Below are 23,441 nucleotides of genomic sequence, written 5' to 3'. Positions count from 1 at the left end.
TGAGTGAAGATATCGGCATGGCAGCAACGCTGTACGCCGGATCGGCGAGGTTCACCACCCACGAGCCGGACCGGGTGACCCGCCACTCGTTCTCCTTCGGGCCCCACTACGACCCGGCCAACCTGGGCTTCGGCCCCCTGGTCTGCCACAACGACGAGATCCTCCAGCCCGGCGGCGGCTATCCCGACCACCCGCACCGTGACCTCGAGATCGTCACGTGGGTGCTGTCCGGGGTGCTGCTGCACACCGACTCGACCGGCCACACCTCGCCGATCGGCGCCGGCAGCGTCCAGGCGATGAGCGCCGGCTCGGGCATCCGGCACGCCGAGATCGCCGCCCCCGCGTCCGGGCCGACGCGCTTCGTGCAGGCGTGGGTGCGGCCCGACGAGCCGGGCGGCACGCCCGTGCACCGCGAGCTCGCGGTCGACCTGGCGGGTGCCGGTCTCGTGCCGGTGGCCGGAGACAGCGGCCTGCCGATCGGTACGACGGGCGCGTCCCTGCACGTGGCCCGGCTCGCTCCCGGGGAGTCGGTCGAGCTTCCGGACGCGCACCGGCTGCACGTCTTCGCGGCCACCGGGTCGGTGTCCGTCGGCGACCACCGCCTCGGCGCGGGTGACGAGCGACTCGGGGCGGGCGACGCGCTGCGGCTGGTCGACGAGGGCGGCGTCGCCGTGGCGGACGAGCCCACCGACCTGCTCGTCTGGTCCTTCACCTGAGCGGGCAGTTTCGTACCGCTGGAACCCGGCCGACCGGGCACTTTCGTACCGCTGGAACCCACCGACCGGGCGGTTTCGTACCGCTGGAACCCACCGACCGGGCGATTCCGTGCGCCTGGGACCGGGATGGGCGCGTCGCTCGCTCCGCGACCGCCGCGCGTCGTACGAAGGAGTCATGACCTCTGCTCGGCCCGAGACCTGTCTGTTCTGCGGGATCGTGGACGGGACGGTCCCGGCGTACGTCGTCCATGAGGACGACATGACCCTGGCCTTCCTCGACATCAACCCGGCGACCGAGGGTCACACGCTCGTGGTCCCGAAGGTGCACGCGGACGACCTCCTGGACGCGGACGCGGACTCCGCCGCCGCGGTGATGCGTGCCGCGCGGGCCGTTGCGCTGCTCCTCGACCGGCGGCTCTCTCCGGATGGCATGACCGCCTTCCAGGCCAACCGCACTGCCGGTTGGCAGGACGTGTTCCACCTGCACGTGCACGTCGTACCGCGCTGGGACGGGGACGACCTGGTCCGGCCGTGGACGCCGCGCCCCGGTGAACGGCACGCGCTCGAGAGCACCGCGCAACGGCTCCGCGCCAACGACTGAAGCGCACGGAACGGGGGAGGTCGGTGCGATCCAGCGGCACGGAACTGCCCGGTCGGCGGGTTCCAGCGGCACGGAACTGCCCGGTCGGCACGTTCCAGCGGTACGGAACGGGGGAGGTCAGGCGAGGACCGTCAACGCCCCCGGCAGCACGGCGACCTCCGCCGGAGGCGAGGAGAGGCCCGGCAGCACGCCGAGCGGCTCGCCGTCACCCCCGACCGGCACGGGCACCCGCGCGTCGGCCGAGATCTCGACCCGCGCGCCGCGCAGGACGGTGACCTCGGGCAGCGCGACGTGCCGGCCGTCGTACACCTTCGGCAGCGAGCGGATCAGCGCCCGCTTGGTGGCGGCCTCGACGACCACGACGTCGAGCAGCCCGTCGTCCGGGCGCGCGTCCGGCGCGATCGCCATCCCCTGGCCGTAGTAGCGCGAGTTGGCCACGACGACGGTGGCGGCGTCGTGCTCCGTGGCCACGCCGTCGACGACGACCCGGTAGCGGGCGGGTCGGTAGGTCGCGAGGGCGCGGACGGCGGCGAAGGGGTACTGCAGCGGGCCGGGGAGGCGCCGCACGCGGTCGACGATCTCCGCGGCGCGCGCGTCCACGCCGGCGTACACCGATCCGGCCACCACCCGCGAGAGCCCGAGACAGGCCCACGAAAGGAGGTCGACGCGCCGGGTGGAGCCGCCGAGCAGGAGGTCCGCCTGGGCGAGCGGGTCCGACGGCAGGCCGAGCATGCGGGCGAAGTCGTTGCCCCGCCCGGCGGGGACCACCCCGAGCGTGCCGCCGAGCCGGGCGACCTCGCCGGCCAGCGACGACAGCATGCCGTCGCCGCCCACCGAGACGACGACGTCGCCGCGCGCGACCGCGGCCGCGACCAGGTCGTGCATGGCGCGAGGGCCGGGCGAGTAGGTCACCTCGACCTCCGCGCCCGCGTCCCGCAGCCGGCGCGCCACGGGCACCACTGCGCCGGGTGCGGCGCCGCCACCCGACGCCGGGTTGACCAGGAAGGCGAAGGAACGCCCTCCGGGCCGAGCGACGGCACCGGGCTCGGGACGCGGCGACGTCACGGCACCAGCACCCCCGGGTTGAGCACGCCGGTGGGGTCTAGCGAGTTCTTGACCGCGCGCAGCACCTGCACGCCGACGGGACCGATCTCGCGGGCGAACCACGGCTTGTGGTCGGTCCCGATCGCGTGGTGGTGGGTGATCGTCGCGCCGGCGGCGATGATCGCGTCGCTGGCCGCGGCCTTGGCGGCGGCCCACTGCTCCAGCGGGTCCTCGGCCTGCCGGGCGGCGACGGTGAAGTAGAGCGAGCAGCCCGTCTCGTAGACGTGCGACACGTGGCAGAGCACCAGCGCACCCTCGCCCAGCGCGCCCGTCAGCGCCGCCCGCACCGCGTCGTAGAGGCGCTGCCGGTTGGACCAGAAGGTCGCGGTCTCGAGGGTCTCGACGAGCACGCCGACGTCGAGCAGGGCATCGCGGAGGTACGGCGCGTGGAAGCGGCCCTGCTCCCACGCACGGCCCGGCTCCTCCCCCAGGTCGGTCCCGCCGAGCCGGGTGAGCACCGCGGCCACGGCCGCCCGGCGAGCGGCGACGACGTCCGGCTCCCCCTCGTGGCCGACGACCATGAGGCAGCCGGCGTCGCCGCCCGCACCGATCGACTCGGGGTCGGCCAGGTTGATCGCGGTCTCGGTCTCGTCGGACAGCCGGATGACGGTGGGCAGCAGGCCGGCCTGGGCGAGGGTGCGCATCGCGTCGGACCCGGCGGCGAACGACGGCCAGCGCCACCCGTCGTACACGCGCGTGACGGGCACGGGGCGCACCCGCACGGTGACCGAGGTGATGACCCCGAGCGTGCCCTCGGAGCCGAGCACGAGCTGGCGCAGGTCGGGGCCGGCCGCGGTCGCGGGGGCCGACCCGAGGGTCAGCACTCCCGACGGCGTCACCACGGTGAGCCCGACGACCAGCGAGTCGAACCGCCCGTAGCCCGCGCTGGACTGGCCGCTCGAGCGGGTGGCGGCGAACCCGCCGATGGACGCGTGCTGGTAGGACTGCGGGAAGTGGCCGAGCGTCAGCCCGTGCGCGGCGAGCAGTGCCTCGGCCTGCGGGCCGCGCAGCCCCGGCTCCAGGGTGGCGGTCATGGACTCGGTGTCGACGGCCACGAGGCGGTCGAGCCGCACCAGGTCCAGGCTGACCACGCCCGCGAAGCCCTCGCGACGGGCCACCAGGCCGCCGGTGACCGACGTGCCGCCGCCGAAGGGGACCAGCGCGAGGTGGTGCTCGACCGCGAGCGCCACCAGCGCCTCGACCTCCGCCTGCGTCGCGGGCCGGACGACGACGTCGGGCGCGTCGGTGAGGTCGCCGGCCCGCGCACGCAGCAGGTCGGGCGTCGACTTGCCGCGCGTGCGCAGGGCGCGGGTCGCGGCGTCGGTCAGCACGTGCTCCGCGCCGACGACCGTGCGCAACGCGTCGAGCAGGGACTCGTCCAGCGCCGGCAGCTCGGGCAGCTCGCGATCCGTCGCGGGCGTCTCCCGCACGTCCCCGAAGGCCAGCTCGACCAACCCGCGGGCGGACTCCGGCAGGGCCACGGCGGCGGCCGGGTCGCCCCAGCGCTGCGGGTGCATCTCGGTCGTCATACGTTACACTGTGACATATGACGTCACTTCGTCACAACGGTTCACGAGAAGGCACGGCCGCGCAGGACGCCTACCTCGACGCCGCCCGGGCGTGCATCCTCGACGTGGGCTGGCGTCGTACGACGCTCACCGAGGTCGCCCGTCGCGCCGGGGTCTCGCGGATGACGATCTACCGCGCGTGGCCCGACATGGGGCGGCTGCTCGGCGACCTGATGACGCGCGAGTGGGCGGGGATCGTCACTGCGAGCGACCCGCACACCGACATCGCCGACCGGATGCTCGCCACCGTCCGCGCCCTGCGGGACAACGAGCTCTTCGTGCGGATCGTCGAGCTCGACCCCGAGCTGCTGCTGCCCTACCTGCTCCACCGGCGGGGCCGCTCCCAGGACCTGATCCTCGGGCTCATCGAGGACGCGATCCGGGAGGGCCAGGGCGACGGCAGCATCCGCGAGGGCAACCCGACGGTGATGGCCCGCTCGCTGGTGCTCGCCGCCCACGGCTTCGTGCTCAGCGGCCACACCATGGTCGACGACGAGGTGAGCGAGGAGGACCTGTACGACGAGGCGCGCGAGGTCGTCGCGAGGGTGCTGTCCCCGTGACCCGCATCCGCCCGGGCCTCGACGAGCTCCCCGACCACGTCGACGTGGTCGTCGTCGGGCTGGGCATCACCGGCGCCGGGGTCGCCCTCGACGCCGCCACCCGCGGCCTGAGCACGCTGGCCGTCGACGCGCACGACCTCGCCTTCGGCACGTCCCGCTGGTCCTCCAAGCTGGTCCACGGTGGCCTGCGCTACCTCGCCCACGGACAGGTCGGCGTCGCCCGCGAGAGCGCCGTCGAGCGCGGCATCCTGATGGACGTCACCGCGCCGCACCTGACCCGTCCGCTGCCCATGCTCGTCCCCCTGATGTCGAGCGTCTCCCGCCTCCAGGCCGCCGTCACCGGTCTCGGCCTCCGCGCCGGGGACGCCCTGCGCGTCTCCGCGCACACCCCCACGGCGACCCTGCCCCGGCCACGCCGGGTGTCCGCCACCGAGGCGCTGCGGCTGGCGCCGGCGCTGCGCCGCGACGGGCTGCGCGGCGGACTGCTGTCGTGGGACGGACAGCTCGAGGACGACGCCCGCCTGGTGGTCACCGTGGCGCGCACCGCCGCGTCGTACGGCGCCCACGTCCGCACCCGCGCCCGGGTCACGGCCGCCACCGGCACCCGCGTCGAGCTGCGCGACGAGCTGACCGGCGCGACCCGGACGGTCACCGCCGGCGCCGTCGTCAACGCCACCGGCGTGTGGGCCGGCGAGCTGGCCACCGACCTGGCGCTGCGACCCAGCCGCGGCACCCACCTGGTGCTGCGCGCGGAGACGCTGCCCGGGCTGACGGTGGCGGTGACCGCGCCGGTGCCGGGCGAGACCAACCGCTTCGTCCTCGTCCTGCCCCAGCCCGACGGCACGGTCTACGTCGGCCTCACCGACGAGCCGGTCGAGGGCGCGCTGCCCGACGTGCCGGTGCCGAACGAGGCCGAGATCGGGTTCCTGCTCGACGTCGTCGGGGCGGCGTTCACCCGGCCGCTCCGCCGCACCGACGTGGTCGGCGCGTTCGCGGGGCTGCGGCCGCTGCTGGACGCCGGCCCGGGCCGCACCTCCGACCTGTCGCGCGAGCACGCCGTGCTCACCGGGACCGACGGCCTCGTGACGGTCGTCGGCGGCAAGCTCACGACCTACCGGCGGATGGCGCAGGACGCGATCGACGCCGCCGTCGCCCACGGCGGCCTCACCGCAGGTCCGTGCACCACCGCCAGCACCGCGCTGCTGGGTGCCGCACCGCGCGACGAGCTGGCCCGCCTCGAGCTGCCGTCACGACTCGTGCGCCGCTACGGCACCGAGGCCGCGCTCGTGCTCGACGCCGCACGGCGAACCGGGCTCGCTGACGACGAGCTGCTGGCGCCCGTCTCGGGCCGGGTGCCGGTCACGCTGGCCGAGCTCCTCTTCGGGGTGACCCACGAGGGCGCGACCGACGTCGACGACCTCCTCGAGCGGCGTACCCGCGTCGGGCTGGTCCCTGCCGACCGGGCGGTCGCGGAGCCGCTGGCCCGCCGCGCGCTGGAGCTGGCGACCCGCCTGCCGGTGTAGCCCGTCCTGCCTCAGCCCGGCGGCAGCGCGACGTACGTCGTGTCGAGGTACTCCTCGATGCCCTCGAAGCCGCCCTCGCGACCGAAGCCGCTCTCCTTGACACCGCCGAACGGCGCCGCGGGGTTGGAGACGAGGCCGGTGTTGATCCCGATCATCCCGGCCTCGAGCGACTCCTGGAGCCGCATGGTGCGGGCCAGGTCGCGGGTCCAGGCATAGGCGACGAGCCCGTAGGGCGTGGCGTTGGCCGCCGCGATCGCCTCGTCCTCGCTGGTGAACGTGGTGATCGGCGCGACGGGCCCGAAGACCTCCACCTCGTTGATCTGCGATCCGCTGGGCACGTCGAGCAGCACAGTTGGCGGATAGAAGTGGCCCGGGCCGTCGGGGGCGGTGCCGCCGGTGACGACCCGCGCCCCGTCGTGCACGGCGTCGGTCACGAGCTGGCTGACCGACTCGACGGCGTCGGCGTCGATGAGCGGGCCCACCTGCACGCCGTCGTCCTGGCCGCGGCCCACCGTCATCGCACCCATCCGCTCGGCGAGCGCCCCCGCGAACCGGTCGGCGACGTCGGCGTGCACCAGGAACCGGTTGGCAGCCGTGCAGGCCTCGCCCATGTTGCGCATCTTGGCGACCATCGCGCCCTCGACCGCGGCGTCGACGTCGGCGTCCTCGAAGACGACGAACGGCGCGTTGCCGCCCAGCTCCATCGAGACGCGCTGGAGGTGGTCGGCGGACTGCCGGACCAAGATCTTGCCGACCTCGGTCGACCCGGTGAAGCTCACCTTGCGCAGCCGGTCGTCGGCCATCAGGGAGCCCACCACCCCCGACGCGTCGCTGGTCGGCACCACGTTGACCACGCCCTGGGGGACCCCCACCTCGTCGAGCAGGGCCGCGAGCTTGAGCATGGTCAGCGGGGTCTGCTCGGCGGGCTTGACGACCATCGTGCAGCCGGCGGCGATGGCCGGCCCGATCTTGCGGCTGCCCATCGCCAGCGGGAAGTTCCACGGCGTCACGAACAGGCACGGACCCACCGGCCGCTTGGCGGTGAGCAGCCGGCTCTTCCCGTCGGGGGCGCTCATGAAGCGGCCGTGGATCCGCACGGCCTCCTCGGCGAACCAGCGGAAGAACTCCGCGCCGTAGGCCACCTCACCGGCCGCCTCGGCCAGCGGCTTGCCCATCTCGAGGCTCATGGTCATCGCCAGGTCGTCGGTGCGCTCCACGATCAGCTCGTACGCCGCCCGCAGCAGCTCGCCGCGCTCGCGCGGTGCCGTCCGGGCCCACCCCGCCTGGGCCGCCACGGCGGCGTCGAGCGCGTCGGCGGCGTCCACCTCGGACGCGTCGGCCACCCGCGCCAGGACCGACCCGTCGGCCGGGTCCTCCACCTCGAACCGGCGCCCGTCGTTGGCCTCTCGCCACTCCCCGTCGATGAACAACAACTCCGGCTGATCGCTCATGAAATCATCGTGCCAGACAGCGCCGACAGGGCAGCCGCGCCTCGGGAGGCCCTTCCTCGTCCCACCGGTCCTGACCAGTCGGCCCTTGTCGCCGATCTCCGGGACAGCCCGCCCCGCGGGGTGGGAAAGTCTCCCCGCGAGCCCCTTGCTGACCCCATGCAGCAAGGGGCTCGCCTGCGTCCGGGCCCGGTGGAGGGCGAACCGGCCCCCGACCCGTCGACGCGCCGACCCGGTGGAGCGGACCGAACGATTTCGCCGTTCCGTTGGCGTCCCCGTGGGGATCGTCTACTCTTGGTGAACAGAAGGTGAACGGGAGGTGTCACATGAGGGACAACGCGATGACCACGGGGGTCTCCACACAGGCCACCGGCGCGCAGCCGGGGCTCGTCTGCCACTGGGTGGCGGTCACCGACGAGACCGGCCGCAGGCACATGGAGGCGCGCTGGAGCGCCCCCCAGGTCGCGACCCACGCGACCCACGCCGCCTGACCCCGCAACGACGCAGCGGAGCCACTCACCCCGTCCAGGGGTGGGTGGCTCCTCGTCATTTCGGGAGGTCCCGAGATTTTTCGGCCGCTGGGGAATGAACCGGACTGCGGTACGCTTTAGGTAGTTGAAAGATCTATCAACTACCACCGACCAGGGAGATCCCCCCATGACCAGCACGTTCGACGCCTCGACCACCGCCCTCGACGACATCACCGGCGACTACACCATCGACCCCTCGCACAGCAGCCTCGGCTTCGTGGCCCGGCACGCGATGGTGACCAAGGTCCGCGGGCAGTTCACCGGCTTCGAGGGCACCGCCCACGTCGACGCCGCCGACCCGGCCGCCTCGAAGGTCGACCTGACCATCGACGTCACCACCGTCGACACCCGCAGCGCCGACCGCGACGGCCACCTCAAGTCCGGCGACTTCTTCGACGCCGAGACCTACCCGACCATCCGCTTCGTCTCCACCGACGTGAAGCGCGACGGCGACGACTGGACCATCACCGGCGACCTGACCATCAAGGACGTCACCAAGCCGGTCACCATCGACTTCGAGCAGACCGGCTCCGCCCAGGACCCCTTCGGCAACGTGCGCGTGGGCTTCGAGGGTGCGACCACCATCAACCGCAAGGACTGGGGCCTCACCTGGAACGCTGCGCTGGAGACCGGCGGCGTCCTCGTCTCGGAGAAGATCAAGCTCGAGTTCGACATCTCGGCGATCAAGTCCGCCTGACCCCCGGCACACGGCACGACTCCTCGAGCCGGCGCATCCGCACCTCCCCCTCGTGCGGACGCGCCGGCTCGACGTCAATTGCGAGCGCGCCGGCCACCCGGCGTACGACGCCTGACTTGCTGGCCGATCCTTGCGCTTGCTGGCCGATGCAACGGCCAGCATGCGCCAGATTCACCGCTGAAGCGGTGACTCCGACGGGGACGCCCCGCTACTTCTTGTGGCGGGGCTTCTTCGCGCGCTCGGGGGCGTCGGCGGAGCGCGGGCCGCGGGCGTCGGCGCGGCGCGAGGGCGGACCGGAGTCGGGCCGGATCTCGATCAGCTTGCCGGAGATCCGGGTGCCGGCGAGCTTGTCGAGCGTGCCGGCGGGCAGCTCGCGCGGCAGCTCGACCAGCGAGAAGTCCGGGCGGATGTCGATGTGCCCGAAGTCCCCACGGGAGAGGCCGCCCTCGTTGGCCAGCGCGCCGACGATCTGGCGGGGCTCCACCTTGTGCCGCTTGCCCACCGCGATCCGGTACGACGCCATGTCGACGTCGGTGCGCCCGCGCGGCCGTCGCTCCGGCTTGCGCCCGCCGCCACGCTCGGGGCGCTGGTCGCGGGAGTTGAAGGAGCGCTGCACCGGCTCCGGCTCGGCGTCGAGCACGAGCGGCTGGTCGCTGTGCATCACCGCGGCCAGGGCGGCGGCGACGTCGGCCTCGGGCACGTCGTGCTCGTTGACGTAGTGCGCCACCACGTCGCGGAAGAAGTCGAGCCGGTCGCTGCCGAGCGCCTCGGTGATCGAGTCGTCGAAGCGCGAGAGCCGGGTCGAGTTGATGTCCTCGATCGTGGGGATCTGCATCTGCGTCAGCGGCTGGCGGGTGGCCTTCTCGATGGCGCGGAGCAGGTGCCGCTCGCGGGGCGTCACGAAGGCGATGGAGTCGCCCTTGCGCCCGGCCCGGCCGGTGCGGCCGATGCGGTGGACGTAGGACTCGGTGTCGGTGGGGATGTCGTAGTTGACGACGTGGCTGATCCGCTCGACGTCGAGGCCGCGGGCGGCGACGTCGGTGGCGACCAGGATGTCGAGCTTGCCCGCCTTGAGCTGGTTGACCGTGCGCTCGCGCTGCACCTGCGGCACGTCGCCGTTGATGGCCATCGCGGAGAAGCCGCGGGCCCGCAGCTTCTCGGCGAGCAGCTCGGTCTCGTTCTTGGTGCGGACGAAGACGATCATCCCCTCGAAGTTCTCGACCTCGAGGATGCGGGTGAGCGCGTCGACCTTCTGCGGGTAGGAGCAGATGAGGTAGCGCTGGGTGATGTTGGCCGAGGTCGTGGTCTTGTTCTTGACCGTGATCTCGACGGGGTCCTCGAGGTACTTCTTGGAGATCCGGCGGATCTGGGCCGGCATCGTGGCCGAGAACAGCGCGACGTGCTTGTCCTCGGGGGTGTCGGCCAGGATCGTCTCGACGTCCTCGGCGAAGCCCATCTTGAGCATCTCGTCGGCCTCGTCGAGGACGAGGAACCGCAGCTCGGAGAGGTCGAGGGTGCCCTTCTCGAGGTGGTCCATGATCCGGCCGGGCGTGCCGACGACGACGTGCACGCCGCGCCGCAGGGCCGAGAGCTGCACGCCGTACCCCTGGCCGCCGTAGATCGGCAGCACGTGGACGCCCTTCATGTGGGCGGCGTACTTCTCGAACGCCTCGGAGACCTGGAGCGCGAGCTCGCGGGTCGGCGCGAGGACCAGCGCCTGCGGCGTCTTCTGGGACATCTCGAGCTGGGAGAGGATCGGCAGCGCGAAGGCGGCGGTCTTGCCGGTGCCGGTCTGGGCGAGGCCGACCACGTGGCGGCCCTGGAGGAGCGGCGGGATGGTCTGGGCCTGGATGGCCGACGGCGTCTCGTACCCCACGTCCGACAGCGCCTTGAGCACCGCGGGCGCGAGGCCGAGGTCGGCGAAGGACTGCTGCTCGACGTCGGCAGGGGCGGGGGAAGTGTCGTCAACCACCCGTCAACGGTAGTGGCTCGCGCAACGGGCGCGGGATTCGTCGTCGCGGCGACGTCCGTCACGTCGCCCGTCCGACGTGATATTGGCGCGACGCGGGGCGGGTGGCCGATCCATGATGAGCCGCATGACGAGCACGACCGACACCACCCTGGACCCCGCCCCCGCCCTCCCGGCCGGCCTCACCACCCGCCCGCTCGAGCGCGGCGACTCCCGCATCGTCTTCGAGCTGATCGCGGCGCAGGAGCAGGCGGACATCGGCTCGGTCGAGATCGAGGAGGCCGACCTGGTGGGCGACTGGGCCAAGCCCAGCCACGACCTGGGGGCCCGCTCGGTCGCGGTTCTCGACGGCGACGTCCTGGTCGGGTACGCCGAGCTCTCGGGAGTCGACCGCGCCGACGCGGCCGTCCTTCCGTCCCATCGCGACCGGGGCATCGGCACCTGGCTGGCGTGGTGGTTGCGCGACCTCGGCCGCCGTCTCGGCTCCCCGGTCGTCGGCATGCCGGTGCCCGAGGGCAGCCCGGGCGACCGGCTGCTGGCCGCGCTCGGCTACGAGGTGCGCTGGACCAGCTGGGTGCTCCAGCTGCCGCCCGGCGCCGAGATCGCCCCGCGCGAGCTGCCGGAGGGGTACGCCGTGCGCACGGCCACCGAGGCCGACCTGCGGGCCGCGCACGACGTCCTCGAGGACGCGTTCCTGGAGTGGTCGGTGCGCGACCGCGAGCCGTTCGACGACTTCCGCGCCTCGCTCGAGGGACGGCCCGGCTTCGAGCCCTGGAACCTGCGCGTCGTCACCGACCACACCGGCGCGGTGGTCGGCGTCGCGCTGGTGCACCTGACGGACACCGGGGTCGCCTACGTCGCGCGCCTCGCCGTACGCCGCGACCAGCGGGGCCGCGGCCTGGCCCAGGTGCTGCTCGTGGACAGCTTCCGCCTCGCCCGCGAGCACGGGGCAGGCGTCTCCGAGCTCAGCACCGACTCGCGCACCGGGGCGCTCGGGCTCTACGAGAAGGTCGGGATGCGGCCCACGGCGACGTGGGTCAACCGGGCGGTGCGGCTGGGCTGAGTCCCCGCCCCCACCCCTACGGAGGTCCGTCAGGGCCCCCAGCCTCAACGTTCCCTCAAGCCCACAGCAACAAGATCAATTCTTCAATCGGATTGGGCCAAAACGCCTTCATCGAGGCGCTCTGGATCGATCTACCTATGTGAAGACCGGGGGAACGACGTCGAGCATGCCCGCGCGCCGCGGCGACGTCAGCAGCCACGACTGCCGACGCACCGTGCGGCCCGTGGGCCCACTGGTGGCGCTGCTGCCGGCCCACGACGAGGAGGCCACGCTGGGCGCGGCGCTCGACTCGCTGCGAGCGCAGACCCGACCACCGGACCGCATCGTCGTGGTCGCCGACAACTGCACGGACCGCACCGTGGCGATCGCCCGCGAGCGGGGCGTCGAGGTCCACGAGACCGTCGGCAACGCCCACAAGAAGGCCGGGGCGCTCAACCAGGTCCTCGACCTGCTCCTGCCCACGCTGGGCGACCACGCCCAGGTCCTGGTGATGGACGCCGACTGCACCCTGGACCCCGAGTTCCTGGCCGTCGCCCGCGCCAACCTGCGCGAAGGAGCCCTCGGCGGCGTCGGCGGGACCTTCCGGGGCGGCCCGGGAGGTGGGCTCGTCGGCACCTTCCAGCGCAACGAGTACGCGCGCTACGAGCGCGACGTACGACGGCTCCGGGGCAGGGCGCTCGTGCTCACCGGCACGGCGTCGGTCTTCCCGGTGAGCGTGCTGCGTGACGTCGTCGCCGCCCGGCGCGACGGCCGCCTGCCCGACCGCTCGGGCGCCGGGTCTGTCTACGACCTGCGCGTCCTGACCGAGGACAACGAGCTGTCGCTCGCGCTGCTCCACCTCGGCTACGGCATCCTCGCGCCGGCGGCCTGCACCCTCGAGACCGAGGTGATGCCGACCTGGCGCGACCTCGCCGAGCAACGCCTGCGCTGGAAGCGCGGCGCCATCGAGAACCTCGTCGACTACGGCTGGACCCGGGTCACCCTGCGCTACTGGGGTCGCCAGGCGCTCAGCCTCCTCGGCGTGCTCGCCACGCTGCTCTACCTCGCCAGCCTGGCGGTCGCGCTGGGCGTCGGGTTCACGCTCCACCCGCTCTGGATCGCCGTCACCGGCGTCTTCGCGGTCGAACGGGTCGTCACGGTGCGGTCCCGGGGCTGGCGCCAGATGGCGCTGGCCGCTCCCGTCCTCGTCGAGTTCGTCTTCGACATGTTCCTGCAGGCCGTCCAGGCCCGCGCATTCGCCCAGGCTCTCCTGGGCACCGAGAGAAAGTGGTGATCGAGATGTACAACAACGGAGCTGCCGGCGGCGGGTCCCTCGCCGTGACGGGGATGGGCGCGTCCATCTGGTTCGACGCGCTGTGGATGTTCCTGGCGGGCTTTGCCCTCATCGCAGCCACCATGGCCGTGGGACGGATCGTGCCCCGGCGCCACGGCTGATGAGACGCGCCCTGCTGGCGGTGGTCGTCCTCGTCGCCCTGGTGGCGGGGACGGTCGCCGTGCGCCTCGGCCACGACGAGTGGCAGACCGCCCGTGCCCAGGCGGTGCTCCGCGAGGAGCTCTCCCTGGGCACGGCACCACGTCCGGTCGTCGACCGGGACGCACCGCCGGTGGCGAGCCGGTCGTCGTACGGCGAGCCCTTCGCCGAGATGCGCATCCCGCGCTTCGGCGACGACTGGGAGTGGGCCGTGGTGGAGGGCACCGACGAGGCCGCCCTCGACCTCGGGCCGGGGCACTACCCGGGGACCCCCATGCCGGGCGAGCGGGGCAACGCGGCCATCGCGGCCCACCGGGCCGGCCACGGCGACCCCTTCATCGACTTCGACAGGTTGCAGGAGGGCGACGCCGTCGAGATCACCCAGGACGACACGACCTGGGTCTACACCGTGGTCGAGGAGCCGTGGATCGTCGCCGCAGACGCCCACCACGTGCTCGACCCGCTGCCGGGTCGCAAGCTCACCCTCACGACCTGCTGGCCCCGCTACGGCTCGTCCAAGCGGCTCGTGGCCGTCGCCGAGCTCGAGGACGTCGTGGTCGACGGCCGCTCGACGGTCGCGGTCGGCCGCGGGCAGGCGGCTAGCGCAGCGCCCGGCGCATCGCCCGCAGCGACGCGGGGGACGACTCGAGACGCCAATCGCGCTCCTTGGCCTCGTTGAACCACACGACGGTGTCGACGCGCGGGAACGCCCGCGCCTTCATCATCGCGGTGATCCACCGGGCCTTGCTGCGACCGCGGTCCCGGGGCGCGCCGTCGTGACGACGCGGCTCCTTGGACCCCACCTCGCAGATCCACACCGGGGCGGTCGGGTGCAACCGCGTGAGGCGCTGGTACTGCTTCTTGAAGACCGACGTGAAGGGCTGCCACCTGCCCCACGACGCGTCATTGCCCCAGTTGAAGCCGTCCAGCCCGAGCACGTCGACGTAGTCGGCGCCCGGCCAGATGTCGGCCACCGGCGTGGTCTGGGCATAGGTGTCGACGGTGGGGTTGAACACCCACTTGACGTTGTCGACGCCGGCCGCCCGCAGGTGGTCGACCACGTGCCGCCAGGCGCTCACGAACTCCGCCGGGGTGCCGCCGTGCGCCTTGCCGCCGTCGCGGGTCGGCTGGAAGGACTGCCAGTCGCCGTTCATCTCCGGCCACGGGCGGACGTGGACGTCGTACGGGTAGGAAAGGGCGGCGTCGGCGATCTGGTCGAGGTAGGCGTCGTGGTCGCCGCGGGCCCACTCCTCGAAGCGGGTCTCGCCCATGTCCCAGGAGAGGAGCACGTCGCGGGTGCCTCCCCGGCTGTGCGCCAGCTCCGGGCCCGCGGGGAACACGTCGCCGTACCCCCAGTAGTACGACGCGACCGCGACGTCGGTGCGCAACCTGCGGCCCAGCGCGTCGAGCCGGCCCGGGTCGAGGGTCATCCCCTCCACCCAGGCTCCGAAGCGCACCTGTCGGTGCAGCGGCTCGCGCGCCCGCGCCGCGTCGGCCGCGGTCCACGTGAAGAGCGTGGGGAGCAGGACGAGCGCCACCGACACGGCGAGCAGCACCCGCGTGCTCGCGCGCCGCGGAACGCCCGTTCTCCCCGCGCGCGTACGCCGGGTCCCCGCGGGTCGGACGTCGCTGACAGGTGCCGACATGGGCTGCTCCCACCTGGTCGTCTGACTGATCCGGGGAACTATGTCAACGAATCGTCACCATGGTGACAGTTTCTCCATATCTGGCTCCGCGCCGTAACAACGCCGCCACCAGTTCGTCATTCACCTGTGAGGGAGCCGGACCCGCCCGACCCTTGGTGCAGTCAGCACGACCACGGTGCGGGAACACCTTCCGGGGGGAAGTCAGCATGCAACACCGCTCTGCGCTCGTCATCGACGGCGACGAGGACAGCAAGGCCACCGTCAGCGGCGTCCTCGGCCGGGTCGGGTTCGAGGTCAGGACCGCCTCGCGCGGACACACGGCGCTCTCGCACCTCGACGAGATCCAGCCCGACCTCGTCGTCCTCGACCTCTCCCTCCCCGACATCGACGGCCTCGAGGTCTGCCGGCGCATCCGCAGCTCGAGCGACTGCTACGTCGTCTTCGTCAGCGAGCGGCAGGACGAGATCGACCTGCTGCTCGGCCTCGAGGCGGGAGCCGACGACTTCCTCGGCAAGCCGTTCTCCCCGCGCGAGCTGCAGGCCCGCGTGGCCGCGCTCTTCCGGCGTCCGCGCTCCTCGTCGAGCGCGCCCAGGCCGGCGGACGTCAGCCGCGAGGGTCGCATCGAGGGCGGCGGTGGCCTCGTCCTGGACCGTCACGCCCGCGACGTGGAGGTCAACGGCACGCCCGTCGAGCTCACCCGCACCGAGTTCGACCTGCTCACGGCACTCGCGACCCGGCCGGGTGTCGTCGTACGCCGCCAGGACCTGCTGCGCGAGGTCTGGGAGACCGAGGACGCCATCGACACCCACCTCGTCGACGTGCACGTCGCCAACGTGCGCCGCAAGCTGCGCATGCACGGCGAGGCCCGCTGGATCCGCACCGTGCGGGGCGTCGGGTTCCGCTTCGACGCCGCCTGACGCAGCGGTGACCGGGCACTTCCGTCGCGCTGGGACCCGGTGACCGGGCACTTCCTGACCGCTGGGTGGTGCTGACCGGGCACTTCGGTGCCGCTCGGACCCGGTGACCGGGCACTTCCGTCGCGCTGGGACCCGGTGACCTGCATCTTGGCCGCTGGGCGACGGTGGGCTGCCAGACCGGACGCACGGACACGATGGCGGTCTCGGTGATCCATCCGGTGAACCGGCTCGGCCGCCATCTGGGTCATCGCGAGCCCCACGAGGCGCGGACCGAGGTCGCCTCCGACGGCGGAGGTCGCCGGGACCGCCTGACCCGGCGGTCCGACACGTTGGGTGTGGCTTTGGTGTCACCTGGTGGCACCAAAGCCACACCCAAGCGTCTAGACCAGGGCATCAGCTCGCCAGCGCAACGTAAGTGCCCGGTCGGCACCCCCAGCCAGGAACTGCCCGGTCGGCACCTCCCTGCGCACGGAAGCGCCCGGTCGGCACGATCCAGCGGCCAGGAAGTGCCCGGTCGGCGCGATCCAGCGGCACGAAACCGCCCGGTCGGCACGATCCAGCGGCACGAAACCGCCCGGTCGGCGCGATCCAGCGGCACGAAACCGCCCGGTCGGCAGGTCAGCGGGCGGTCTCGCGCAGCGTCGAGCCGCGCGCCCCGCGCACGGTGAGGGAGGCGCTCGCGAAGGCCGCCGCACCCAGCACCACCGCGGCGACGGCCGCCAGCGCGACGAGCCGCAGCGGCGAGACCTCGGCGACGAGCTGGGGCGTGGAGAGGTCCTCGACGTAGCCGAGCGTGATCGTCCGCAGCACGACGTACTGCGCCAGCGAGCCCGCCAGGATGCCGGCGACCGCCGCCCCGCCGAGGACGACGAGGAACTCCCGCGCCACGGCCGACATGACCGAGCCCCGCGGTACGCCGACCACGCGCAGCGCCGCCGCGTCGCGGCGCCGGGCCGGGAGCTGGACCGCCGTGGAGACGAACAGGCCGGCCAGCGCCATGAGCAGCACGAGCACCGCGACCACCGCGTAGAGCCGCAGCGCGAGGGCGTAGGCGCTCTGGTCCAGCACCCGCTGCTCGGTGGCCAGGGTGGTCTCGACCGTGAGCCCGGCCTGCTCGAGGGCGTCGCGGACCTCCGCCGGCGCCCCGCCGCGCATCAGCACCCGGGTCTCGAAGAGGTTGTCGTAGACCGGCCGGTCGGTGATGAAGGACGCGAAGTCGACCAGCAGCCCGCGCGGGCCGACGAAGGGCAGGCCCTCGGCCGTGCCCTGCGGCTCCACGCCGATCACCCCGGAGCCGTCGAGCGACTCGATCGCCTCGTCGGACACGTCGACCCCGCGGATCGCGGGCCGGTCGAGGGCGATGTCGCCCGAGGTGAGGCGGGCCATCGCCGATCCCCCGCCCGAGTCGAGGGTGAGGTCGATGGTGCCGTCGTCGGTGCGGATGTCGGCGATGGCGCTCGGAGCCTGCGAGTCGGGGGCCGGCACCCAGCCGGCGCCCTCGACGGCCTCGTCGACCCGCTGGCCGTCGACGGCGATCTCCAGGACCCGGGCGCGGCCGTCCATCTCCATCGTGGTGCCGGCGCCGCCGCCGAGGGTGAGGCCCTCGAGCGGGCAGGCCGTCTCGCAGGTCCGGGGCAGCCGCGCCGAGAGCGTGTGCTCACCGCGGGGGAAGGGTCCGAGGTAGACGCGCTCCGGCGTCCCGCCCACGGAGCCGAAGCGGGCCTCCACGGCCAGCGGGCGCGACGTACGGGCCCGGTTGTCGATGGTGACCGAGAGCCGGCGGCCGACCAGCGACGGCACCCGGCCCGCCGTGGCGATGTCGGCGGCGACGTCCTCGACCGTGGCGTCGGGGGTCCAGGTGGGCGGCCAGACGGCGATGGAGGCGAGCCGGTCGGCGTCGACGATGGCGAAGTTGGCGCCGGGGTTCTGCACCTCGGCCGCGGTCATCACCCACTCGCCGTCGGGATCGACGCGACGGGTGAGGTCGCGGGTGTCGCGGAGGGAGAGCGGGGAGGTCCAGGTGACGTCGGCCGGCGAGACGGTCGCGGCCACACTGGCCCGCCACGTCGCCGCCGAGTCGTAGACGCCGGCCCCGAAGACCGCGACCGCGATTGCCGCGGTCACCGGCAGGATCACCAGCGTCCCCTCCTGCCGGCGCGAGATCGCCCGCGCGGAGACGAAGCTGCCGAGCGAGCGGGTGTGCTGGCGGCGCCGGGTCCACCAGGTCGCCAGCCACGCCGTGGCCCGGGTGGCGGCGAGGCCGGCCACGATCGCGAGCAGCACCGGCAGCACCAGGTCGGTTGCGTCCGGGTCGCCCTGGGTGCCCGAGGCGAGCTTGGAGACGAGCACGGCGAGCGCGAGGGCCACCAGCGCGAGCTGGGCGACGACGGCCCAGCGGCGCGAGGCCTGCGGGCGGCGTACGCCGGAGAGCTGGGAGGCGAGCGTGTCGCGGACGACGAGTCCCACCGCCACGCACGCGACGGCGGTCGCGGCGAGCAGCACGAGCGCGGCCGCGGCCCAGCTCAGCCACGGCACGGGCATCGGGAGACCGTCGACCAGCCACGCGCGGGTGAGGCCCCAGCCCATGCCGAGCCCGAGCGCGACCCCGACGGGCGCGGAGAGGGCGAGCACCACGAGTGGCTCGGAGAGCCCCAGCACCCACAGCCGGCGCGAGGAGACGCCGCGCAGCGAGGCGAGGGCCAGCTCGGGCACCCGGATCTCGCTGGCGGCCATGAGCAGGCGCATGAGGAGGGCGAGGGCCACCAGCACCAGCGAGAGGACGGCCGGCGCGATCGACGCACGGGCGGTGGCCTGCTGCTCGCGGACCTCGTCGCGCACGGCGCCGAGGTCGTTGACGTCCGGCACCCCGACCAGGGTGCCGCCCTCGACCTCGGTGCTGCCCTCGAGTCGCGCGGCCGTCGCGGCCGCCTCGTCGAGGTCGGCGCGGGTGAGGTCGGCGGGCACGTCCAGGGGCGTGTCGACGCGCACGGACCAGGCGCCGGCACCGAGCGCGGACACGGTGTCGGACGTGGTGATGAGCGGTGCCGCCTGGTAGGGCTGGTAGCCGCCCGAGAGGCTCGACTGCTCGTTGGTGCTGGTCAGCAGCGTGGGCCGCTGCCAGACGTCGTCGGACTGCGGGGTGGTGTAGGTGCCCACCACCTCCACCTCGTCGATGGGAGCCCGGGGGTACTGCCCCTCGATCTCGGCGGGCTCGAAGATCGACAGCTCGAGCGGCTCGCCGACCACGGCGCCGGTCTTCTCGGCGTCGGTGTTGAGCAGCAGCACCTCGCCAGGGGCGCTGGGGCAGCGGCCCGTCACCTCGAGGCCCGCGCACACGTCCTCGCGGGCCCAGAAGGTCACGACGCCGCGCAGGGCGCTGTATCGCTCGGACACGAGCGTGGTCGTCGGCTCGCCCCACGGCCCCGCGTCGAGCCTGCGGGACTCCTCGACCGCGAGGTCGCGGGCGGCCTGGGGGGCGAGCTGCGCCTGGAGCTCCAGCACGCGGGTGAGCCCGGTGGCCGCGGCGGGCGCCTCCCGCAGTCGCGTCACGACGTAGGAGCTGGTGACGGCCTCGGCGAAGATCGGGCCGAGGACGGCCGAGCCCACCGCCAGCGCGGTGAGCACGATCGAGCCGACGCTGAGCAGCGCGCGGGCGCGGAGCCCGCGCAGGACGGTGCCGACGAGCTGGATCATCGCCGTTCCTCCTCACGCAGCAGGGCCGGTCGCGTCGCGCTCTCGCGTACGACGCGCGCTCGGCCGCCGACGACCAGCACGGCGCCCGCGGCCAGCAGGGCCGGGACCAGGGTCGCCAGCAGCCGCGGACCGGTGTCGAGCGCCTGGGCGGCCGCGCTGGGGGTGACCAGCGGGAGCCCGCCGAGCAGGAGGCGGACGGCCAGCCACCCACCGACCCCCGCGGTGAGCACGACGAGGGCGGCCAGCGAGGCCAGCTCGGTGCGGCCGGCGCGGCGGGCGGTGTCGACGCCGACGCCCATCACGCGCAGGGCGGCGACGTCGCGCCGGTAGCCGCGCAGGTGGCGGGCGACCCCGGCCGCGAGGGCGAGCAGTGCGACGAGCACGCAGGCGACCGCCATCAGGGCGTGGGCGCGGGCCTGGTCGGCCCCCGCGGCGGTGCCGATCTCCGCCCGCAGGTCGTCGAGGGACACGGCGGTCGACCCCGTGGCGTCCTCGAGCCGGTCGAGCATCTCGGCGGGGGTGTCGGCGGCGGCCACGACCTGCACCTCGGCGCTTGGGACGGTGGGGCCCGAGGCGACCGACGCCGCCGTGATGTCGGTCAGCACGCCCACCCCGCCGACCAGCGGCAGGGCGGCGTGCTCCCCCAGCGGGTCGGCTGCGCGCCCCGCGCTGCCCAGGTCGAGCGGCACCGGGTCCGCCACGTCCGCCGACAGCAGGCGCACCGGGACCTCTGACGCGGTGAGCACCAGGCCCGTCGGCCCCTCCGGCAGCGGCGACACCTCGAGGCCGTCGGGTCGGTTGGCGGTGACCCGTCGCAGCGGGTCGACGAGGTCGTCGAAGAAGCGGTTGTTCTCGTTGGCGCTGATGGATCCCTCGTCGGGCTTCCACGTGAGGTCGGTGAGGTCGCGGTCCCCGACGACGACCCGCTCGAGGAGCACCACGAAGTCCTCGGGACCGAAGTTGAAGACGTTGGTGCCCTCGCCGTAGAGCCTGCGCAGGGACATCCCCGCGAGCTGGCACCCGTCGGCGCAGCCGCGGAGCCGGACGGTGCGCGTCGCCTCGGCACCCGCGCTGGTCAGCGGCAGGTCGAGGATCGCGGACTGCCGCGAGTCGTCGTTGCCGACGTAGACGACCTCGAGGCTCACGCCGCGGCTGGCTCCGGCGCCCTTCTCCAGCACCCGGGCCGCCACGGTGAGCCGGTCGCCGCGCAGGGTCAGGTCGGGCAGGTCGCCGACCAGCCCGGGGACGGCGTCCGCCGCGTCCTCGACCGTGGTGCCGTCGTAGAAGTCGCCCACCACCGCCTCGAAGCGGGACGCGTCGACGTAGGCGCGCCGCTCGGCGAGCCGGTCCAGGTTGGGCACCACGGCGGTGGCCATCAGGTGCTCGCCCTCGGGGTCGAGCTCGCGGGTCAGCGCCAGCGCGGCCCGCGCGCCGCCCTCGACGGGCACGACCGTGGGGCCGGCGGCGACGATGCGCGACTCGGTGTCGGTCCAGTCGCCGACGGCCAGGGCGCCCGTCCCGGCGAGCGTCGCGACGACCGCCGCCGCCACCACGAGCCGGACGGGAGTGACCAGGTCGTCGGCGCGGGCCAGGCGGCGGGTGGCGAGGAAGGACGCGATGCCGCCGCCGCTCGTCGTCCCGGTCGCCGCCCGGGCCCCGAGGCGGAGCAGCCAGATGGCGACCTGCCCCAGCGCCAGCCCGACGAGGGCGGGACCGAGGAGGACGAGGGCGTCCGGGGCGTCGGTGGTCGCGGTGCGGGAGCGGTACGCCGCCACGGCAGCGCCGACGATGACCAGGACGCTGAGGAAGACCACCAGGGTCGTGGCGCGTCGCGGCCTGCGTCGGGAGGCGACCTGGACGGCCAACGGCTCCCGGAGGGCGGCGAGCGAGGAGACGACCACGATCACCAGGCCGCCCAGCGCCGTGCCGAGCGCGGTCAGCACCGCCGCCCGGCCGAGGGGGGCGGCGGCCTCGCCGAGCCACGCCGAGGTCGAGGCCACGGTCGTCACCGCGCCGAACACCAGCCCGACCACCGTGCCGAGGACGATCGCGCCCAGCGGCTCCACGAGCACGAAGCGCCACAGCCGGATCCCGTGGATGCCGCGCAGCCGGGCGAGGCCGATCTCCTCGCGCCGGCCCGCCGCGAGCTCCGCCCCGATGCTGGGCACCGCGACGGCCCCGAGGAGCAGCAGCGGCGCCGCGAGCAGGCGCGACGTACCGGCGGCGGCCGCGAAGCCGAGCACGCCCACCGCCCCGCCGACGACCACGGCCGTCATCAGCACGAGGGTCGCCAGCGCGCCGCGCCGGCTCCAGGCACCCCGGAGCGCGCGCGTCACGCCTCCACCTGCAGAACGCTCACACCAGGTCCGTCTGCACCAGGCGACCCTCGTCGAGGGCGACGTGCAGGTCACAGGCCTCGACGACGGCGGGGTCGTGCGTGGCGACCACGACGACGGCGCCGCGGGCGGCCTCCTCGCGCAGCTCGGCCAGGACGACGCCCCGGTTGCCCTCGTCGAGCTCGGAGGTCGGCTCGTCGGCGAGCAGGATCCCGGCGCCCACGACGAAGCCGCGGGCGCAGGCGACGCGCTGCATCTGGCCGCCCGAGAGCTCCTCGACCTGGCGCTCGCCGAGGTCGGCGATGCCGAAGCGGGCCAGCGCGGCCTCGGCGTGCTCGTCGGCGTCGGCAGGCGCGACGCCGCGGGCGCGCAGAGCGATCGAGACGTTCTCCCGGGCCGAGAGGATCGGGACCAGGCCGTAGACCTGCAGGACGAAGGCGACCTCGGGACGCGGGTCGCCGGTGCCCGTCCACGTCGCCGAGCCGTCGTACGACGCCGTCCCCGACGTGGGCGCGAGCAGCCCGCCGGCGATGGAGAGCAGCGTGGTCTTGCCGGAGCCGCTGGGACCCGACAGCGCGGTGACGCGGCCGGCGGGGAAGGTGAGCGAGACGTCGTCGAGCAGGGTGCGCCCGGCCACAAAGGTCACGCCGTCGAGGACGAGGTCGGTCACGCGCCTGCTCCTTCGCCGCTGGAGCGGGTGACGACCAGGCGGCCCTGCTCGTCCTCCTCGAAGCGGACCAGGGTGCCGGGGGGCCACTCGGCGGCCACGTGGGCCGGGAGGTGGAGGACCCCGTCCTCGCCGACGACGGCGTACTCCGAGCCCTCGCGACCTTCGGCGCCGACCCGGCCGCCCTTCATCGTGACCGTGCGCGGGAAGGTCGCGGCGACCTCGGGCTGGTGGGTCACCACAACGATCGTGGTGCCGAAGTCGTCGCCGAGGGAGTGGATGAGGTGCAGGACGTGGTCGCGGTCCTCGTGGCTGAGCTGGCTGGTCGGCTCGTCGGCGAGCAGCAGCCGCGGCGAGGTGGCCACCGAGCAGGCGAGCGCGAGCCGCTGCCGCTGGCCGCCGGACATGGTGTTGACCACCTGGTCGGCCTGCTGCTCGAGGCCCACCCGGCCGAGCAGCTCGGTGTCCATCATGGCGTCGCGGCGCTCGGACCCGCTGAGCGAGAGGCGGGCGAAGGCGATGTTCTGGCGGGCGGTGGCGTAGGGAAGCAGGTTGCGGGCGGCCCCCTGGAGCATGGTGCTGACGCTGCGCGAGCGGATGCGCGCGAGGTAGCGCTCCCCCATCCGGGAGATCTCCTCGTCGCCGAGGAAGATCCGCCCGGCGCTGGGCTTCTGGATGCCGCCGAGCAGGGTCAGCAGCGTCGACTTGCCGGAGCCGCTGGGGCCGAGGAAGGCGACGCGCTCGCCGGGGGCGATGGTCAGGTCCACGCCGCGAAGTGCGACCACGTCGTGCCCGCCGAAGGTGCGGTAGAGGTGGACGACCCCCTCGCAGCGGACGCCGAGCCCGCCGGCCGGCGGCGACGCGACGCCCATCGGCGGCGTCGCGAGCGCGTGCTCCTGCACCTGGTCTCCCCCTGCGTCGGCGGCTGAGTC

General features: G+C 73.9%; 20 protein-coding genes. 11 read left to right on the top strand and 9 right to left on the bottom strand.

Annotated elements, in window-relative coordinates; genetic code table 11:
- Positions 1 to 17 precede the first annotated feature (17 nt).
- Together DAI17_RS14545 and DAI17_RS14540 are read left to right on the top strand one after the other, a co-directional pair.
- Positions 18 to 716 (top strand): pirin family protein, encoded by a 699-nt coding sequence (locus tag DAI17_RS14545; RefSeq protein ID WP_107773931.1) that lies wholly within the window; start codon positions 18 to 20, stop codon positions 714 to 716.
- Positions 717 to 891: 175 nt separating this feature from the next.
- Positions 892 to 1,317, top strand: a complete 426-nt coding sequence (locus DAI17_RS14540; protein ID WP_107773930.1) for an HIT family protein — start codon at positions 892 to 894, stop codon at positions 1,315 to 1,317.
- A 117-nt stretch (positions 1,318 to 1,434) separates the two neighbouring features.
- On the opposite strand, the gene DAI17_RS14535 is transcribed toward DAI17_RS14540, so the two are convergent.
- Together DAI17_RS14535 and DAI17_RS14530 are read right to left on the bottom strand one after the other, a co-directional pair.
- Positions 1,435 to 2,382, bottom strand: a complete 948-nt coding sequence (locus DAI17_RS14535; protein WP_107773929.1) for a diacylglycerol/lipid kinase family protein — start codon at positions 2,380 to 2,382, stop codon at positions 1,435 to 1,437.
- Positions 2,379 to 3,950: an FAD-binding oxidoreductase gene (locus DAI17_RS14530; protein ID WP_234412511.1), complete on the bottom strand. Its 1,572-nt coding sequence runs from the start codon at positions 3,948 to 3,950 to the stop codon at positions 2,379 to 2,381. Before DAI17_RS14530 ends, DAI17_RS14535 begins: the two co-directional genes overlap by 4 nt.
- Before the next feature lie 17 nt (positions 3,951 to 3,967).
- Here DAI17_RS14530 and DAI17_RS14525 point away from each other — a divergent pair, with 17 nt between their 5' ends.
- Both DAI17_RS14525 and DAI17_RS14520 read left to right on the top strand, forming a co-directional pair.
- Positions 3,968 to 4,549 carry a TetR/AcrR family transcriptional regulator gene (locus tag DAI17_RS14525; RefSeq protein WP_107773928.1) on the top strand — a complete coding sequence of 194 codons (582 nt, stop codon included), beginning with the start codon at positions 3,968 to 3,970 and terminating at the stop codon, positions 4,547 to 4,549.
- Positions 4,546 to 6,072, top strand: coding sequence for a glycerol-3-phosphate dehydrogenase/oxidase (locus DAI17_RS14520; RefSeq protein ID WP_107773927.1), 1,527 nt, complete (start codon positions 4,546 to 4,548; stop codon positions 6,070 to 6,072). The genes DAI17_RS14525 and DAI17_RS14520 overlap by 4 nt, the downstream gene beginning before the upstream one ends.
- 11 nt (positions 6,073 to 6,083) lie before the next feature.
- Here the strand turns inward: DAI17_RS14520 and DAI17_RS14515 are convergent, their stop codons facing one another.
- A complete protein-coding gene (locus DAI17_RS14515) occupies positions 6,084 to 7,523 on the bottom strand; it encodes an NAD-dependent succinate-semialdehyde dehydrogenase (protein ID WP_107773926.1) in 1,440 nt (479 codons plus the stop codon).
- Positions 7,524 to 7,846: 323 nt separating this feature from the next.
- Between DAI17_RS14515 and DAI17_RS21030 the strand changes: the two genes are divergently transcribed.
- Together DAI17_RS21030 and DAI17_RS14510 are read left to right on the top strand one after the other, a co-directional pair.
- On the top strand, positions 7,847 to 8,011 hold the full coding sequence (locus tag DAI17_RS21030) for a hypothetical protein (protein ID WP_159081559.1): 165 nt from the start codon (positions 7,847 to 7,849) through the stop codon (positions 8,009 to 8,011).
- Between the two features lie 166 nt (positions 8,012 to 8,177).
- Positions 8,178 to 8,747, top strand: coding sequence for a YceI family protein (locus tag DAI17_RS14510; protein ID WP_107773925.1), 570 nt, complete (start codon positions 8,178 to 8,180; stop codon positions 8,745 to 8,747).
- 208 nt (positions 8,748 to 8,955) lie between these two features.
- On the opposite strand, the gene DAI17_RS14505 is transcribed toward DAI17_RS14510, so the two are convergent.
- The gene (locus DAI17_RS14505) at positions 8,956 to 10,719 is read right to left on the bottom strand and encodes a DEAD/DEAH box helicase (RefSeq protein WP_107773924.1); all 1,764 of its coding nucleotides are present in this window, start codon (positions 10,717 to 10,719) and stop codon (positions 8,956 to 8,958) included.
- 124 nt (positions 10,720 to 10,843) lie between these two features.
- On the opposite strand from DAI17_RS14505, the gene DAI17_RS14500 reads away from it, so the two are divergent.
- From DAI17_RS14500 to DAI17_RS14490, 4 genes are all read left to right on the top strand, one after another.
- Positions 10,844 to 11,779: a GNAT family N-acetyltransferase gene (locus DAI17_RS14500; protein WP_107773923.1), complete on the top strand. Its 936-nt coding sequence runs from the start codon at positions 10,844 to 10,846 to the stop codon at positions 11,777 to 11,779.
- Positions 11,780 to 11,945: 166 nt separating this feature from the next.
- Positions 11,946 to 13,052 carry a glycosyltransferase gene (locus DAI17_RS14495; RefSeq protein ID WP_107773922.1) on the top strand — a complete coding sequence of 369 codons (1,107 nt, stop codon included), beginning with the start codon at positions 11,946 to 11,948 and terminating at the stop codon, positions 13,050 to 13,052.
- The gene (locus DAI17_RS21025; RefSeq protein ID WP_159081558.1) at positions 13,046 to 13,213 is read left to right on the top strand and encodes a hypothetical protein; all 168 of its coding nucleotides are present in this window, start codon (positions 13,046 to 13,048) and stop codon (positions 13,211 to 13,213) included. Before DAI17_RS14495 ends, DAI17_RS21025 begins: the two co-directional genes overlap by 7 nt.
- Positions 13,213 to 13,929 (top strand): sortase, encoded by a 717-nt coding sequence (locus tag DAI17_RS14490; protein ID WP_107773921.1) that lies wholly within the window; start codon positions 13,213 to 13,215, stop codon positions 13,927 to 13,929. The genes DAI17_RS21025 and DAI17_RS14490 overlap by 1 nt, the downstream gene beginning before the upstream one ends.
- Here DAI17_RS14490 and DAI17_RS14485 read toward each other — a convergent pair.
- Positions 13,850 to 14,806: a glycoside hydrolase family 26 protein gene (locus tag DAI17_RS14485; RefSeq protein ID WP_159081557.1), complete on the bottom strand. Its 957-nt coding sequence runs from the start codon at positions 14,804 to 14,806 to the stop codon at positions 13,850 to 13,852. The two genes, DAI17_RS14490 and DAI17_RS14485, sit on opposite strands and share 80 nt — an antisense overlap.
- A gap of 296 nt (positions 14,807 to 15,102) precedes the next feature.
- On the opposite strand from DAI17_RS14485, the gene DAI17_RS14480 reads away from it, so the two are divergent.
- On the top strand, positions 15,103 to 15,813 hold the full coding sequence (locus DAI17_RS14480; protein ID WP_107773919.1) for a response regulator transcription factor: 711 nt from the start codon (positions 15,103 to 15,105) through the stop codon (positions 15,811 to 15,813).
- A gap of 618 nt (positions 15,814 to 16,431) precedes the next feature.
- On the opposite strand, the gene DAI17_RS14475 is transcribed toward DAI17_RS14480, so the two are convergent.
- Genes DAI17_RS14475 through DAI17_RS14460 form a run of 4 tightly spaced genes read right to left on the bottom strand, consistent with a single transcriptional unit; the run spans position 16,432 to position 23,411 of the window.
- Positions 16,432 to 19,506, bottom strand: coding sequence for an FtsX-like permease family protein (locus DAI17_RS14475; RefSeq protein WP_107773918.1), 3,075 nt, complete (start codon positions 19,504 to 19,506; stop codon positions 16,432 to 16,434).
- Positions 19,503 to 21,842: a hypothetical protein gene (locus tag DAI17_RS14470; RefSeq protein WP_107773917.1), complete on the bottom strand. Its 2,340-nt coding sequence runs from the start codon at positions 21,840 to 21,842 to the stop codon at positions 19,503 to 19,505. The genes DAI17_RS14475 and DAI17_RS14470 overlap by 4 nt, the downstream gene beginning before the upstream one ends.
- 19 nt (positions 21,843 to 21,861) lie before the next feature.
- Complete coding sequence (locus tag DAI17_RS14465; RefSeq protein ID WP_159081556.1) at positions 21,862 to 22,512, bottom strand: ABC transporter ATP-binding protein; 651 nt, start codon at positions 22,510 to 22,512, stop codon at positions 21,862 to 21,864.
- Positions 22,509 to 23,411, bottom strand: a complete 903-nt coding sequence (locus DAI17_RS14460; RefSeq protein ID WP_234412510.1) for an ABC transporter ATP-binding protein — start codon at positions 23,409 to 23,411, stop codon at positions 22,509 to 22,511. Before DAI17_RS14460 ends, DAI17_RS14465 begins: the two co-directional genes overlap by 4 nt.
- Positions 23,412 to 23,441 lie beyond the last annotated feature (30 nt).

The organism is Nocardioides sediminis (assembly GCF_003047295.1).
In the GTDB taxonomy this organism is placed as follows: Bacteria; Actinomycetota; Actinomycetes; order Propionibacteriales; family Nocardioidaceae; genus Nocardioides; species Nocardioides sediminis.
Note: the sequence above shows the minus strand (reverse complement) of the source record. Positions and strands in the feature narration are given on the sequence as shown.

Bases quoted from the DNA above. Each gene is read 5' to 3' on its own strand.
- DAI17_RS14540 (WP_107773930.1), top strand. From the start codon at position 892: ATGACCTCTGCTCGGCCCGAGACCTGTCTGTTCTGCGGGATCGTGGAC.
- DAI17_RS14510 (WP_107773925.1), top strand. From the start codon at position 8,178: ATGACCAGCACGTTCGACGCCTCGACCACCGCCCTCGACGACATCACC.
- DAI17_RS21030 (WP_159081559.1), top strand. From the start codon at position 7,847: ATGAGGGACAACGCGATGACCACGGGGGTCTCCACACAGGCCACCGGC.
- DAI17_RS14490 (WP_107773921.1), top strand. From the start codon at position 13,213: ATGAGACGCGCCCTGCTGGCGGTGGTCGTCCTCGTCGCCCTGGTGGCG.
- DAI17_RS14515 (WP_107773926.1), bottom strand. From the start codon at position 7,523: ATGAGCGATCAGCCGGAGTTGTTGTTCATCGACGGGGAGTGGCGAGAG.
- DAI17_RS14475 (WP_107773918.1), bottom strand. From the start codon at position 19,506: ATGATCCAGCTCGTCGGCACCGTCCTGCGCGGGCTCCGCGCCCGCGCG.
- DAI17_RS14480 (WP_107773919.1), top strand. From the start codon at position 15,103: ATGCAACACCGCTCTGCGCTCGTCATCGACGGCGACGAGGACAGCAAG.
- DAI17_RS14530 (WP_234412511.1), bottom strand. From the start codon at position 3,950: ATGACGACCGAGATGCACCCGCAGCGCTGGGGCGACCCGGCCGCCGCC.
- DAI17_RS14500 (WP_107773923.1), top strand. From the start codon at position 10,844: ATGACGAGCACGACCGACACCACCCTGGACCCCGCCCCCGCCCTCCCG.
- DAI17_RS14545 (WP_107773931.1), top strand. From the start codon at position 18: ATGGCAGCAACGCTGTACGCCGGATCGGCGAGGTTCACCACCCACGAG.
- DAI17_RS14525 (WP_107773928.1), top strand. From the start codon at position 3,968: ATGACGTCACTTCGTCACAACGGTTCACGAGAAGGCACGGCCGCGCAG.
- DAI17_RS14495 (WP_107773922.1), top strand. From the start codon at position 11,946: ATGCCCGCGCGCCGCGGCGACGTCAGCAGCCACGACTGCCGACGCACC.